The sequence below is a fragment of the Microcoleus sp. T2B6 genome (assembly GCF_036700475.1).
In the GTDB taxonomy this organism is placed as follows: Bacteria; Cyanobacteriota; Cyanobacteriia; order Cyanobacteriales; family Microcoleaceae; genus Microcoleus.
Map to the genome: position 1 here is coordinate 14188 of NZ_JAUBOZ010000097.1, position 15053 is coordinate 29240.

At 46.8% G+C, this 15053-nt stretch carries 11 protein-coding genes and 1 pseudogene; 8 read left to right on the forward strand and 4 right to left on the reverse strand.

All coding sequences use genetic code 11. The features are described 5' to 3' along the window. Positions 1–85 precede the first annotated feature (85 nt). Complete coding sequence (locus QUA00_RS29220; RefSeq protein WP_333412031.1) at positions 86–661, forward strand: Uma2 family endonuclease; 576 nt, start codon at positions 86–88, stop codon at positions 659–661. Between the two features lie 208 nt (positions 662–869). On the opposite strand, the gene QUA00_RS29225 is transcribed toward QUA00_RS29220, so the two are convergent. After that, positions 870–2780, reverse strand: coding sequence for an ABC transporter ATP-binding protein (locus tag QUA00_RS29225; protein ID WP_333412032.1), 1911 nt, complete (start codon positions 2778–2780; stop codon positions 870–872). Positions 2781–3493: 713 nt separating this feature from the next. Between QUA00_RS29225 and QUA00_RS29230 the strand changes: the two genes are divergently transcribed. Then, on the forward strand, positions 3494–3667 hold the full coding sequence (locus tag QUA00_RS29230) for a hypothetical protein (protein ID WP_333105884.1): 174 nt from the start codon (positions 3494–3496) through the stop codon (positions 3665–3667). Here QUA00_RS29230 and QUA00_RS29235 read toward each other — a convergent pair. Continuing rightward, positions 3650–3922, reverse strand: a pseudogene (locus tag QUA00_RS29235) (zinc ribbon domain-containing protein); the annotation flags it as partial. The gene QUA00_RS29230 and the pseudogene QUA00_RS29235 overlap by 18 nt on opposite strands. Before the next feature lie 8 nt (positions 3923–3930). Here QUA00_RS29235 and sbcD point away from each other — a divergent pair. The 3 genes from sbcD (at position 3931) to QUA00_RS29250 (ending at position 7528) form a co-directional block, all read left to right on the forward strand. After that, a complete protein-coding gene (sbcD, locus tag QUA00_RS29240) occupies positions 3931–5172 on the forward strand; it encodes an exonuclease subunit SbcD (RefSeq protein WP_333143421.1) in 1242 nt (413 codons plus the stop codon). Between the two features lie 167 nt (positions 5173–5339). After that, a complete protein-coding gene (locus tag QUA00_RS29245) occupies positions 5340–6671 on the forward strand; it encodes an AAA family ATPase (protein ID WP_333412033.1) in 1332 nt (443 codons plus the stop codon). Next, the gene (locus QUA00_RS29250) at positions 6668–7528 is read left to right on the forward strand and encodes a DUF4435 domain-containing protein (protein WP_333412034.1); all 861 of its coding nucleotides are present in this window, start codon (positions 6668–6670) and stop codon (positions 7526–7528) included. Before QUA00_RS29245 ends, QUA00_RS29250 begins: the two co-directional genes overlap by 4 nt. On the opposite strand, the gene fmt is transcribed toward QUA00_RS29250, so the two are convergent. Together fmt and QUA00_RS29260 are read right to left on the reverse strand one after the other, a co-directional pair. Beyond that, positions 7518–8531 (reverse strand): methionyl-tRNA formyltransferase, encoded by a 1014-nt coding sequence (fmt, locus tag QUA00_RS29255; protein ID WP_333412035.1) that lies wholly within the window; start codon positions 8529–8531, stop codon positions 7518–7520. The genes QUA00_RS29250 and fmt overlap by 11 nt on opposite strands. 42 nt (positions 8532–8573) lie before the next feature. Beyond that, positions 8574–9152: a Uma2 family endonuclease gene (locus tag QUA00_RS29260; protein ID WP_333412036.1), complete on the reverse strand. Its 579-nt coding sequence runs from the start codon at positions 9150–9152 to the stop codon at positions 8574–8576. Between the two features lie 51 nt (positions 9153–9203). Between QUA00_RS29260 and QUA00_RS29265 the strand changes: the two genes are divergently transcribed. The 3 genes from QUA00_RS29265 (at position 9204) to QUA00_RS29275 (ending at position 14911) form a co-directional block, all read left to right on the forward strand. Then, on the forward strand, positions 9204–10151 hold the full coding sequence (locus tag QUA00_RS29265) for an RsmB/NOP family class I SAM-dependent RNA methyltransferase (protein ID WP_333412037.1): 948 nt from the start codon (positions 9204–9206) through the stop codon (positions 10149–10151). 19 nt (positions 10152–10170) lie between these two features. Beyond that, the gene (locus tag QUA00_RS29270; RefSeq protein ID WP_333412038.1) at positions 10171–11835 is read left to right on the forward strand and encodes an ABC transporter substrate-binding protein; all 1665 of its coding nucleotides are present in this window, start codon (positions 10171–10173) and stop codon (positions 11833–11835) included. A gap of 562 nt (positions 11836–12397) precedes the next feature. Then, positions 12398–14911 (forward strand): MASE1 domain-containing protein, encoded by a 2514-nt coding sequence (locus tag QUA00_RS29275; protein WP_333412039.1) that lies wholly within the window; start codon positions 12398–12400, stop codon positions 14909–14911. The last annotated feature ends 142 nt before the right edge of the window (positions 14912–15053 follow it).

Consider the following 15053-nt stretch of genomic DNA (forward strand, 5'->3'; position numbering starts at 1 on the left):
GTAGGGAAACGGCACTGCGGTTTCCTTCCCCAAATATGCGAGTTCCAACACATAGTATCAGACAAAATCAGCGGAGTAAAAATCAATGGTTATCAGCAAAAACAATTTCTACATTTCTCCCGAAGAGTACCTAGAAGGCGAGCGAGTAAGCCCGATCAAACACGAATATAGACGCGGACAGGTTTATGCAATGACAGGGGCAAAAAAACCTCACATTATTATTGGTAGTAATTTAGTTCGGCTGCTGGGAAATCATCTTCTGAATACGCCATGCTTAGTTTTATCATCAGATATAAAAGTCCGACTGGAAGAGGCAAATTGCTATTACTATCCTGATGTAGCGGTGACTTGCGACGAAAGGGATACCTCAACTACGGAAGATTTCATTTTATATCCATCTTTAGTAGTTGAGGTATTGTCGCCCTCAACAGCAGCTTTCGACAGAGGCGATAAATTTGCCGATTACCAAACTTCTCCGAGTTTGCAAGAATACGTACTCATCACTCAATCTGAGATTAAAATTGAGTGTTTTCGGCTTAATGCTGAGGGAAATTGGGTTTCTCAGATTTACCGACAAGGAGATGAGTTAGAGTTAATGAGTATAGATTTTCGCTGCCAGATCGCACAAGTTTATCAAAAAGTACCCGGCATGGTATTGTGATGTATGAAACAATATTTTTAGTAGTAATCTCCTCTCGTCTGTACTTGGACAAAAACCTTAAACCTAGTTCTTAGTAAAGACTTTAGTTTTTCTGCCGAAGCTAAAGGAGGGCTGAAGTCATCACTACTAACCCAAAAGATAATTTACTAGGCAGACAGGCAACCAATTGAAGCAAAAGGATAAGAAATAAGTTCGCCATGTCGTACTCCTACTCGATGCAGGGTTTATCAGTAAGCCCTATTGACCTGACTGGGTTGTAGCCCAACATTCGGTAATAGAACCCCTGCTGGGTAAGGAGTTCGCCGTGGGTGCCAGACTCCTTAATCTCGCCCTCCTGCATCACAAAAATCCGATCGCAGTCTACGGCAGTTTCGAGTCGGTGCGTGACCAAGATGATGGTTCTGTTGCGACGTAGACGTTGCAAAGTCTCTAATACCCACTGCTCGTGCTTCAAGTCCAGCGCATTCGTGGGTTCGTCGAGGATGAGTATGGGAGCCTTAGTGACGAGTGCCCGCGCGATAGCTAGGCGCTGTCGCTGTCCCCCCGATAGGTTTTGACCGCCCTCAGCGATCGAGGTATCATACTGATCCGGCAAGGTTTCGATGAACTCGGCTGCCCCAGATTCAACCGCCGCCTCCCGAATATCGGAGAGCCTCGCATCCGGGCGACCGTAGGCGATATTCTCGGAGATCGTTCCGGGAAAGAGTGGGCTGCCTTGCGAGACGAGCGCCATGTGTTTGCGGACATCGGTAAGTTTAAGGGTGCGGAGGTCAAAGCCGTCGAGAAGGACGCTGCCCGATGTCGGGTCATAGAAGCGAGGCAAAAGATTGAGCAGCGTACTCTTTCCCGTCCCGCTAGCGCCCAAAAACGCCACCATCTGACCAGGCTCGATACTAGCGCTGATATTCCGTAAAACGGGTTGCCCAGCGTTGTACTCAAAGCTCACGTCGGCAAATGCTAGTGTGCGGGGATAGACGGGAAGCGATCGCGCGTCAGGCGCGTCTTGTATGGCGGGCGGTTCGTCAATAATCGTAAAGACGCGATCGCATGAAGCTACAAACGTCTGGATCTTGGTCGTGAACCCCAACACCCAACCTATCGGGTCCCAGAACTGCCCCAGGTACGCCATGAATACGAGCAGATCGCCAATGGTCACGCCGCCCTGTACCGGACGCAAGAACTGGTCGCGATAAACTAGATATCCGCCGTAGCCTAAGATTACCCCGCTTCCCAGGGCAAAGACTACCTGAACCGCTAGCGGATAGAGGTTTTCTTGCCAATTGAGCCGCATGGAGGCCTTGACGCTGCGTTCGACCGCCTGCCCGAAGCGCCGCGACTCCGTTGCTTCTCGACCGAAGGACTGGATTAGCCCGATCAATTCTATAGCTTGCTGCATGGTTGAGGTCATCACCGCATCGGTCTGCTTCGACTCCAGGGCTCGACTCCTAATCCTTCCCTCGAAGTACCAATTCGCCAGTATTAGAAGCGGAGTGAACGAAAGCGCAAACACGGTGAGGAGGACGTGGCGCGACAACATGATCCAGATCATCGCCGTCAGCGTCACCGATGCGGCCGTGGAGCCGATGAGCGTATCGATTACCCCCCACGGGCCAAGACTGTCGTAGCTCAACCGATAGATTGCGTCACCCTGCGAGCGCTCGCCGTGCCAACCAAGACTCAGTGCCTGCATTTTGTCGTAGAGTTCGGTACGAACGCGCAAGGTTCCGTTGTACTGGATGCGGTAGTTCAACATCCTACGAAGCATGAAGACGGTATCGCTCAGGATTCTAATAATCATCGCGACGAACGCCATTCCGAAAATTCGGTTCAGCGTCCTTTCACCGAACGGGGCAAGAAACAGTGTATGAATCCAGTTGGATTTCGGAGTTGGTGACAAAACCGTATCGACTAGAATCGCGATCGGCCAGGCGTTGAGAAGGTTGAAAAGCACCGATGCCCCGATTAAAAGCAAGAGTGTGACTATCAGCCATAAATCTTGGCGGAAGTAGAAAATAGAGCGCAGGACGATCCGCACCAACCAATGTTGGTTAATTAACGGCATCACCATTTTTGGTGAATTCTTCTGGCTCTTCAAACGTGTTTTGAATGGAAAATTCATGGATGTGCTGGATGCCTCTAAGTAAGACAATGCACCAATTAGGAAGTTTCACCTCAGTCAGAGAAGCCAGAAATTAACTTTGGGTTTTCACCCCTGTTGTCAAGCAGGGCAGATGGAATGTGAGATTATTCGACTGGTGCAAGATGTAAGGTAGAGTTTCGTTGTTTAAGGGTAGCTAAATAGAAAGCGAGCTCGCGTATGCTTCCTGGTGTGATGCGTAAGCGTTGCTTTCCCGAAAGCAGTCACCAAGTTGAAATAGTCTCAACTTTTAGTGCGGAACTTTCCTCAATTGGTCGATCGCATCCAAGCAAAAACCCCATCAGTCGGGCAATAGGGCTAACGCCCTCGCCCAATAGATAACTACAATATTAGGGAAACCTTCAGTAAATCCAAAGCTCTCTGCGTTGCAAAGGAGCCGGCATCGTCAGTTGGTCGAAACTAACTGAAACCAGACGCAATTTAGGCTAGACTCGATTTTTAGCGATTGTCGATAAATTTGTTATTAACGTCCGAAAACTGGGAACTGGAAAACCCTCAGAAGTAAATTTTGTTGAAGCTTTCCGTTTTGCTGGAGTGGATGGCTTAACCACAACAACCATCGGCCCTGAATCAGAAGCATTCAACCACTCCTCATCCTCGAACAACGACGACGGACGGTAATCGTTGACACATATTCCCTTCTAAGTAATAAGCTAACACAGATAAAAACAGGTGTGCAAGCACCACCATTCGTTGTATCGCTCGCAACAACACCCACAGCATCACTAATAGGGGAAACACCACCCACACAACCAACACAGGAAACTGCATTGCCAACTGCAACGCCACCTGGGCCGGAAGCATTAGCACCAGAACCAGTTTCCATTCAACTAGACAGATACATTTAACCCGGTAAATCCCGGACGCTCGCCAGGAATAACCGTGTATGGCAAGATAGAGAAAGCAGCAAGCTCTCCTATCAAGGAGGTATCTCTCAAAGCTTTCAACAAAATATTGAAAGCACCGTTTTTGTCTCTGTCCAGAGTGTGTCCGCACTCTGGACATTTAAAGACTTTAGACCCGCCTAATTTAGTATGGACCTGTCCACACTTTGAGCAGGTTTTTGATGTGTACTCTTCTGTTACGTCTACTACAACACCACCGTGCTTAAATGATTAAAATCTTACACCTTTCAGACATTCACATGGGCAGCGGCTTTTCCCACGGCCGGATTAATCCCGAAACAGGTTTAAATACGCGGCTGGAAGACTTCGCGGCGACGCTGAGTAAATGTATGGATAGAGCAATTTCTGAACCCGTAGATTTAGTCATATTCGGGGGCGATGCTTTCCCAGATTCGACGCCTCCACCGTTTGTTAAAGAGGCTTTTGCCCGCCAATTCAGCCGCTTGGTGGACGCGCAAATTCCGACTGTTTTGCTAGTAGGAAATCATGACCAACATTCTCAGGGACAAGGCGGCGCGAGTTTGGGGATTTATCGGACTTTGGGGATACCTAAGTTTATTGTAGGCGATCGCCTGGACACTCACCTGATTCAAACCCGCAGCGGGCCCGTACAGGTGGTAACATTGCCTTGGTTGACTCGATCGACCTTAATGACACGTTCCGAGACTGAAAGCCTGTCTATGGGCGATGTTAACCAATTGTTAACCGAAAAACTGACGATCGCAATGGAAGGCGAAATTCGCCGCCTCAACCCCGACATACCAACCGTCCTTTTAGCGCACTTAATGGCAGATAAAGCCAGTCTGGGCGCCGAACGTTTTTTAGCAGTTGGCAAAGGTTTTAACATACCCGTTTCCATGCTAACTCGCCCTTGTTTTGATTACGTTGCTCTCGGCCACGTTCACAAACACCAAAATCTCAATGCTTCCAACAATCCGCCCGTAATTTACCCCGGAAGTATCGAACGAGTTGATTTTAGCGAAGAGAAAGAAGATAAAGGTTTTGTGTTAGTTAATTTGGAACGGGGGAAAGCAGAGTGGGAATTTTGCACTTTGCCAGTGCGGGTGTTTCAGACTATTAAAGTGAATGTGGCAGAATCGGAAAACCCGCAAGCCGAGTTAGTTAAAGCTATTGGCAAGAAGGAAATCCAAGATGCGGTTGTGAGATTAATTTACCAATTGCGATCGGAACAATTAGATTTAATCGACAACGGAGAATTGCACGCACTTCTGGGCGAAGCGCATAGCTACACAATTCAACCGGAATTAGTCAGTCAGTTAGCGAGGCCCCGGTTGCCAGAATTGAATGCTAATAATAGTATAGAACCCTTAGAAGCTTTGAAAACTTATCTGGCAAGTCGCGAAGATTTGAAAGATGTTGCGGAGAGTATGTTAGAGGCGGCGCAGGGTTTGTTGGGCGGTGCGGAGGAAGTTTTGGTTGAATTTTAGGTAAGTTATATAAATTCCGGCTACACCGGAATGATTTAACCCCAGAGAAAGCGGGGAACACAGAGGACGAGAAGAGAGAGATGAATAATTCCGATGCTAACGGATTTGATATTATCAGCGATGGAACTCTATCGAGTCTATCTGGCAATGTTTCATAAGAGGAAAAAATGAGAATTAATAAGATTTATGTAGGTAAACTTTTTGGAGTTTTTAACCATCTGGTTTCTTTGAATAGGGAAGATAGAATCACGATTATTCATAGTCCGAATGGATTCGGTAAAACAGCATTACTCAGGATAATTAATGGGTTTTTTAATTCACGTTACTCACAACTTCGTACTATTCCATTTGCCGAATTGAGAATAGACTTTGATGATGGCAGTCATCTACAAATAACTAAGTCGATCGATACACCTGAACAGGAAAAAGATAAAGATTTAATGTTTTACTTTTCTAAGCCTGGTGCAGAAAAAGAGATATTTTCACCGGATTTATTCATGGACTCAATAGATTTATCAGTGGGAATCAACGTGTCCTCCGATATCACAGATGATACACTACAGTCATCAGGTGACATAGAAACACCAACTCAAATTTCGGAATTACAATTAGAAAGTATTCTCATCTCTGCATCTAGGAAGTTCATGTCAAAGTTAGCCAGGAGAGTTAAGGAAGAACCAAAGTGGCTGTCAGAACTAAGAAGCTCGATCGATGTTCATTTTATCGAAACTCAGCGTTTGTTAACTCCCTCAAGCGTTCCTAAAGCAGGGGTAGATACCAAACACCCCTCAATGATTCCCTCGGTTAATATATATTCCCAGGAACTCGCAGAAGATATTCAAGGAAAGCTGGCTGAATACGGTGGATTGTCTCAATCCCTTGAAAGAACCTTTCCTGCAAGAATTTTCAATAACAAAACACCCTCCGATATAACAGAGGAAATGCTTCGGAACAAATTAAATGAAATTGAGGAAAAGCGTTCTCGTCTCAGAAAAATTGGTCTTTTAGATAAAGACGAAAATCCTGATTTTCAAATCGAACAACATATTGATGTAACTACAAAAAACATTCTGTCAGTTTATGTTGAAGATGTCGAAAATAAACTCATGGTTTTTAAGGAACTCGCCACTAAAATAGAACTTTTCACAAGAATTATTAAACAGCGATTTCTCTATAAAAATATGAGCATCAGTAAAGAGAAAGGTTTTACCTTTACAACGGCGGATGGCAAACCTTTGTCGCCGACAGATTTATCTTTCGGGGAACAGCACGAACTGGTAATGCTGTACCAGTTGTTGTTCAAAGTTCAACCTAATTCGCTCGTTCTCATTGACGAACCAGAAATTTCGCTGCACGTAGCATGGCAAGTCGAGTTTCTCAAAGATTTGCAAGCAATTATTAAGCTGGCAAACTTTGACGTGTTGTTAGCTACTCACTCTCCAAGTATTATAGACGATCGCTGGGATTTGACAGTGGAATTACAAAAGCCAGTTGAATGAAAGAATACATTAACCCTAACTACATTGCCAACCAAATCCGCTTACTGAGAAATCAACCTCAATACACTGAACATTCTTTTTTAATCACTGAGGGAGATACAGATGCGCGGGTATGGAAAAACTTAGTAGACTCCGCAAAGTGTCGTGTGGAAATTGCCCATAATAAGGATAATGCTGTGCAAGTGCTAAATATCCTTGAAAAAGATAATTTTGCTGGTGTGTTGGCTGTCGTTGATGCTGATTTTGACATATTAGAAGGTACTGTTACATTTAGTCCTAATTTACTCTTAACCGACACTCACGATCTTGAAACTATGCTGCTGAAGTCGCCAGCACTTGAAAAGGTGCTTTTGGAACACGGATCGGAAGCAAAAATTAATAATTTTGCTAAAGATATCCGCCAGACTTTATTAGAAAGTGCCCAGATTGTCGGTTATTTACGATGGGCTTCGCTGAAATTTAATTATTGTTTGAAATTTGAAGGTTTAGCTTTTAATAAATTTGTAGATGATAAAACCTTGGCACTAAATGAATCGAAGTTGCTTCAAACTGTGAAAAACAACTCTCAAAAGCCGGGACTTGACGAACCGGAAATTAGAGGAAATATGGATAGCTTAAAAACAGATACTCAAGATATGTGGTACATTTGTTGCGGTCACGATATGATTGCTATTTTGTCGATCGCACTTTGTAAAGCATTAGGTTCCTGTAACTCTAAGCAGGTTGAACCCAATGTACTAGAAATAAATTTAAGGCTAGCCTATGAGTCTGCTCATTTCCGGCTGACTAAACTTTATATAGCTATTCAGACATGGGAACAAACTAATCAACCGTTTCAGGTGCTACCTAACCTGTAACCTCCACATTCCCAAAAACTTCCCCTACAACCAACCGAGTTCCGTTCGCAAAATCCACCCCAGACTGCACCTTTTTCCCCGCCAACTGCACCTCCCGCAATAATAATAAACCATCACCGGTTTGGACGATCGCCCCCAAGCCCTTCACAACCTTCACCACTTCCCCATTTGCGCCCGACAACTGGGACAAAACAGGCCATTCGCGTTCCAAAACTCTCAAATCCGCTGGCATTTGCAGCCAATATTCCGGCCCGACGGGCACAGTAGCTATCACCTTCAGAGAATTGCCACGAAAAGTCGTCGTGCAATCCGGGAAAAAGCCCCTTACTTGATTGTGAAGGGCGATCGCACTTTTCGACCAATCCAGCACATAATCCGCACTCTTAATCATCGGCGCGTAAGTCGCCTCAGCATCATCTTGAACAACAGCTTCAATTTTGTCGTCCCTCAATTTCACCAAAGTTTCAACCAACAAATCCGCCCCAACTTCCGCCAACCTATCCGCCAAAGAATCAGCATTATCCAACAGCGAAATACCAGCAAAAGCCTTCAATAGCATCCCCCCAGTATCCATCCCAGCATCCATCAGCATAGTAGTAATTCCTGTTGTCTTTTCCCCGTCAAAAAGACAGCGCTGAATCGGCGCGGCACCGCGATACTTCGGCAAAATTGAACCGTGAACGTTAACGCAAGCCAAACTAGGAATATCCAGAATTTCTTGAGAAAGAATTTGGCCGTAAGCCACCACCACAAACACATCCGCCTCCGCTTCCTGCAACTTAGCAAGCGTTTCCGCATCCTTCTTAATTCGGCGCGGCTGCCAAACCGGGAGACTGTGATTTAAAGCCACATCTTTTACAGGTGAAGGCATCAACTGATTGCCTCTTCCCCGACGTTTGTCCGGCTGAGTCACCACACCCACAACCTCAAATTCTGGGTGACTCAGCAAACTGGATAAAGTAGGAACAGCAAAATCGGGAGTGCCAAAAAATACAATTTTCATAAATTTTTACTTATTTCGTACAGTACAATAATAACAATAAAACTACGCCATTAATTCATCCACCGCCACCCTAAATCCTGCCAAAACAACCTGAGTTGTCGCCACCTCACCAGGCTTGAACAAAACCACCTGACTTTGAGTAATTACTAACACCCAACTACTCTTAGGAAACAGCAGCCAAACTTCCAAACATCCCGATTCTAAATACTCCTGTGCCTTAGCAAAAACATCATCAGCAAAATCGCTAGGCCAAACAATCTCAGCTAGCAGCGGAAAACTCTGGGGCAAAACCGAAAACTCCCCAACTTGCGCCAACAGTTCAGGAGTAATATAAGATACATCGGGTATCCGCCCTTTTTTCATAGTTTGACAAGTAACTTCCACATAAACCTCGCCCCCTTGGCCGCTTGAGATCATGTAACTTCTCCAGTAATAATCTAGCTTTGATTGAATGCGGCGAGTTTTTGCAGTCATTCCCGGTTTCCCCACTACTTCTCCATTTACAAATTCTACAGGATGTTTGACTATAACTTTACCGTCCGCCCACTCCGTCCCGTCAGGAGGATTTTGCATCCATTCTTCCAAAGTTAAATCTAACTGTTCTACACTAGGAATTATCATGGGATTTACAGTTTTTAGTGTTCATCTCAATCTTATCATATCTGTCAGAGCATGGGAAGCCCGTCGAATCTCCTGCTGAAACTCAGCCGCAGCTTATTTGCCGACACCGCCGAACAAGAAAAGTTTATTCATGCCGTCACCAATCCCCACACTTTTAATCCTGCTATCTTGTGGCTGCAACCAAAACCAACAGGAAACCCATTTAATCTCGAAATTCCCGTTTCTTGGCAGCCGGAATTTGTAGCTAGACTAGCCTTAGAATCCCAACCGGGAAAACATTCCTTACATCAAGCCGGACATTACTACTGTCTCGACTTTTCCTCAATCTTCGCCGCCTCCACATTGTTAACAATACCGCAGCCAATCAAACTAATCTTAGATATGTGCGTCGCCCCCGGACGCAAAAGTGTCTTTGCCTGGAAAACATTAAAGCCAGAAGCGCTCTTGTGCAACGAAGTCATAGGCAAACGCATGGGAATGCTGATATCTAATTTAAGACGCTGCCAAATTCAACCATCCGCCGCCGCCAACGCCGATTCAAAAATACTTGCCGAAAAGATGCCACAAACGGCTAATTTAGTAATAGTGGATGCTCCTTGTACTGGTCAATCACTCTTAGCAAAAGGAGACAAAGCACCAGGCTGCTTTCATCATGTCACCATCAACAGCAATGCCAACCGCCAAAAAAGAATTTTAGCCAATTCTGCTAAAATTGTAGCGCCCCAAGGTTATCTTGCATACATGACCTGCACTTATTCCACGGCAGAAAATGAACAAGTCAGCGAATGGCTGTTAAGCAAATTCCCCGAATTTGGGCCAGTCATTGTTCCTCATTTAGAAAAATATCGATCGCACGTGACAGAAATTCCTTGCGATCGGATGTGGCCGCAAGATAGACTAGGAGCAGGAGCTTTCACCGTTTTGTTTCACAACACCTCGGATGGAGAGAGAAATCAGCTACCAGCAGATTTTCGAGATTTAGCTCGTTTTACTCTGTAATTATCCACTTTTATTGAAAATGATTTTATCTCAATTCGCCACAGCAATTTACCGACAGCTACACAATGCGACCGCAGCATTTTTAAATTCTCTGAAATACAGTAGGAACAAGGCACTGCCAAAAGGTGACAAATTAACGTTAAACCGACCGTATCTATTGTTTGTATCGAAGTCTAGATCCCCCCTGACCAAGGGCGGGCACGGGGGCACCGCCCCTACTAAGGGAGGGACAAGAAATATTCTCAAAGTCCCCATTTTCAAGGGGGATTTAGGGGGATATATACTCGACGACAAGCGAGATTTATTATGGGTTTGGGTCTTAATTGGTCACGCATTGGGACTGCCGTGTACCTACTCACTTGAAAACCGCTATCGACTGCAAACCAAACGTGCAGCCTGCATTTTCCTAACTTTAAGTTTGCTAATATTAAGCGGCTGTCAAAACAGCACAACACCCGCAGCCAAAAACGGCGAACCGATCGAACTCACACTGTGGCACGGCATCAATCCCCCGCCAAATCGCGACGTATTTCAAACCCTCACAGACAAATTCAACAAAACACATCCTAACATCCAGATCAAACCAGTGTACATCGGTCAGCCCGACCAACAACTACCAAAAATACTCACAGCAATAGTTGGAAATGCACCGCCGGATGTGCTGTGGAATGGCCCCTCAATTGCAGGAAAACTAGCAGAACTCGACGCAATTGAACCCTTAGAAAACTGGCTCGACAAATCGCCCCGGAAAGCCGAAATCGACCCGGCCCTCTTCGAGTCAATGGAACTTGGCGGACACACTTGGTCAGTTCCCCTAGGCACAAATAACGTCGCCATCTTTTACCGTCCCAGCTTATTTGCAGCAGCAGGAATCAAAAAAGTGCCGCAGAATTGGGTCCAATTAAAGCAAGTAGCTCGATCGCTCACCCGAGACACCAACGGAGACGGCCGCACAGACCAACACGGCATAGTGCTCCCCCTAGGCAAAGGAGAATGGACAGTATTTACCTGGCTGCCATTCATGTTCAGCGCAGGCGGCGAACTCAAAGGCGAAATACCTCAAAGTCCTGTACCCCAAATAGATAATCCCGGTTCTCACGCCGCCTTAGAATTGTGGAGCGACTTGTTAAAAGAAGGTTCAGCAATATTGTCAGCACCCGAACGCGGTTACGAACTCGACAATTTCATCGCCGGGAAAGTCGCTATGCAAATCACCGGGCCGTGGACGCTAGCACAGTTGCAGCAAAGCGCGATCGACTACGCAGCAATGCCTTTACCCATCCTCAAACGCCCCGCAGCCGTCGTAGGGGGTGAAAACCTATTTTTAATGAAAACCTCGCCAGAACGAGAGCGAGCAGCCCTAGTATTCTTAGAATACGTTATAGGTGAAGAATTCCAAACAGCATGGGCATTGGGAACAGGTTACTTGCCCATTAACTTAAAATCGAGACAGAGCCAAGCTTATCAAAGCTTTGTGGAAAAAAACCCTATTTTGCGAGTATTTTTAGAACAAATGAACTCAGCCAGAGCGCGACCCATTATATCAGGTTACTCCCGCCTGTCAGAAAACCTCGGTCGCGCCATAGAGGCAACCCTTCTGGGCCGCAACCCCCAAGACGCCCTTAAAGAATCTCAAGAGCGTTTGACACTAACCTTAGATATTGCAACAGCCAAAAAGAAATAGACAATAAAAAATATTTTTTATTGCTGTAAATTATCCGCTTTCACTGTATTCGAGCGAAAGACTTGAAGCCTCGATTAATGGGTTAAAAATCTAGTGAAAATCACTACCACCTGCACTTCTAATCAGAAACCGTGTTTCTTGCCCCAGACTTACCTAAAAGCAGAGATTTTACGTCGCTGTTATTGGTATTTTAGGTATTTTAGGTATTTTAGGTATTATTGAGTACAGTGCAAAATGTTAGGGTGAATTGAGTTACGCTCGCCCGACACAAAAAGACACCCGCTGTCGCTCGGTAATAAATTTTTAACAAAAACCAAAAAATTACAAACCAATTGCTTAGCCATTAGAGATATATTTACAAAAAAGCAATACTCCCGAAATTCATGGGCAGATTTGATAGAACAAAAAAACCGCTCACTCAACGGCCCCACAAAAAGTTAGCTCAAAAGCTTCTCTCACTACCTACCACCCATGACCTAATAGAAACATTTTCTCTACCCTCTGCCTGTCCCGTGCCACATACTGAGACCCCAACAACCGTCCACCTTTTCCCCAAACGACCATGCAGACAAAGTTCCTTAACGCAATCAAAGGACATTCCTGGCGGTACTTCCTCGCAGTAGGCGCGATCGCCCTGGTCTACTATTGGGCGTCGGAATTCGCCATTTCCACCCTCACCCTCAGTTCAGAAATTTACCCGATGTGGCCAGCAGCAGGAATTGCCCAAGTCGCCCTGCTGCTGTTTGGGCGGCAACTGTGGCCGGGAATCGCGATCGGAGGCTTCCTGTTCAGCATGAGCGTACCGTCGGCCAACCTCGGCACGGCATTGATCTCGGCAGGCGCCAGAACCCTGCAAGCGTGGACGGGAACTTATCTACTCCAGGGCATTAACTTTAGCGCCCGGCTCGATCGGCTCAAAGACGTTTTAGGAATAGTCGGACTAGCAGCCTTGAGCTCTACCCTAATCAACTCCACCATCGGCAGCATCGTCGTCTGCCTGACCGGTTTATCTAGCTGGAGCGATTTTGGCACGATTTGGGGGACTTGGTGGGTGGGAGACGCTATGGGAATTTTGCTCGTCGCCCCGCTACTACTGACGTGGCAACAATTGCCCAAAGTCCCCACCCATCGCAAACAGATAGCTGAACGAGCGATTTGGCTGCTGCTGCTACTAGCAGTCGGCTGGCTCGTCTTTTGCTCCCGCACCCGCGCCGCCTACGCCCGCTATCCCCTCGAATACTTACCATTTCCCCTAGTAGTTTGGGCTGCCTTTCGATTCGGTCAGCGCTACACCGCCCTCTCCAACTTCATCCTCTGTGGCTTCGCCATCTGGGGTATAGCCCGAGGCAGCGGCCCCTTCCTCAAACACGCCAGCAGTATCCCCCAAGCGCTGTTATCCCTGCAAGCCTTCATCGCCGTCATCGCCGTCACCGGCTTAGTCTTAGCTGCCACCGTCGCCGAACGCCACCAAGCAGAAGCCTCCCTGCGCGCCAGCGAAGCCAGCCTCGCTAACGCCCAACGCATCGCCCAGCTAGGCAACTGGGACTTAGACCGCAACGCCCAGCAATTGCGGTGGTCAGAGGAAATTTACCGCATCCTGGGACAGCAACCAGGAACTTTTGAACCCAGCCTGGAAGCCTTCTTGGAATACGTGCACCCTGAAGACAGAGAATTAGTCAAAACCTCGATCGAAGCCGCTTTATTTCAGCAACAGCCTTACAGCATCGACTACAGGCTCATACTCCCCGACGGTAGCAACCGCACAGTCTACGAACAAGCCGCCGTCACCTCCCTCTACATCACCAGCACCGTCCAAGACATCACAGACAGAAAGCAAGCCGAAGCCGCCCTGCGTTCTTCAGAAGAAAGATTTTCCAAGGCCTTTCACGCCTCCCCAGTCGGGATCAGCATCTGCACCCTCACAGATGGATGCTTCCTCGATGCCAACGAAAGCTTTTTGCGCTCATTAGGCTGGCTGCGGCACGAATTTATCGGCCGCACTCCCAGCGACTTAGGAATGTTTGTCAATTCAGAAGACGGGGGGCGGCTCGCCCAGGTTTTGCAATCACAAAATTCGATCAGCAACCAAGAAATCAAAATTCGCACCAAAGCCGGCGAAGTGCGCGACTGGCTGCTGTCAGTGGAACTCATCCACCTCGGCAGCACTCAGTGCGTTTTAATCATGACCACCGACATCACCGAACGCTTGCGTTCCGAAGAATTCCGCCGGGCCGCATTAGCCGCCGAAGCTGCAAATAGATCCAAAAGCATTTTTCTCGCCAACATGAGTCACGAACTCAGAACCCCCCTCAACGCCATCATCGGCTATAGCGAGCTCCTGCAAGAAGACGCCCGAGACCTCGGTGCCGAAGAGTTCATCGACGACCTCCAGAGAATTAACACGGCAGGCCAGCACCTACTCGCGCTGATTAAACATATTCTCGACTTGACCAAAATTGAAGCAGGCCGCATCGACTTCGACCTCGAAACCTTCACCATTTCAACTCTGGTTGAGGAAGTAGTGGCCACGATCGCGCCGATGGCACACAAAAATAGCAATATCCTAGAAATACAATGCCCCGATGATATTGGCTCGATGCACACCGACAAAACTAAACTCCGGCAGTCTCTGCTCAACCTCATCAGCAATTCCGCGAAATTTACTTGCTCCGGCGCGATTACCTTCGCCGTTACCCGATCCGTCGAAACCCCCGCCGACCCTGCAAAGAAAGGCAAAAAACTTGGAGCGTATAGAGGAGGTGGCCAAGCTGAAAATAGCTTGTCTCTCTTATCTTCCGCTCAAGATTGGATCATTTTTACGGTAACAGATACCGGCATTGGCATGACTCCCGAACAGTTAGCCAGAATCTTTGAGCCTTTCACCCAAGCCGATTCCTCAACTACTAAGAAGTACGGCGGCACTGGTTTGGGGCTGACGATTACTAAGAAATTCTGCGAAATGATGGGCGGAGACATTACCGCATTCAGCGAGGTGGACAAAGGTTCTACCTTTACCATTCGGCTGCCAGCTATTTTCACCGACCTTTCGATCTCAACCGAAAAGTCTGACCAATAATATTTTTTTACAGTTATTTTCTATGCCTGTAAATTTTATTTGCCTCCGCACTTGGCTGATTATTTCGGGAGCATCTCATATTTGTAAAAATACTTCTTCTGGCTCCTTCCTTCTTCTGGCTCCTTCCTTCTTCTTCTTTCCT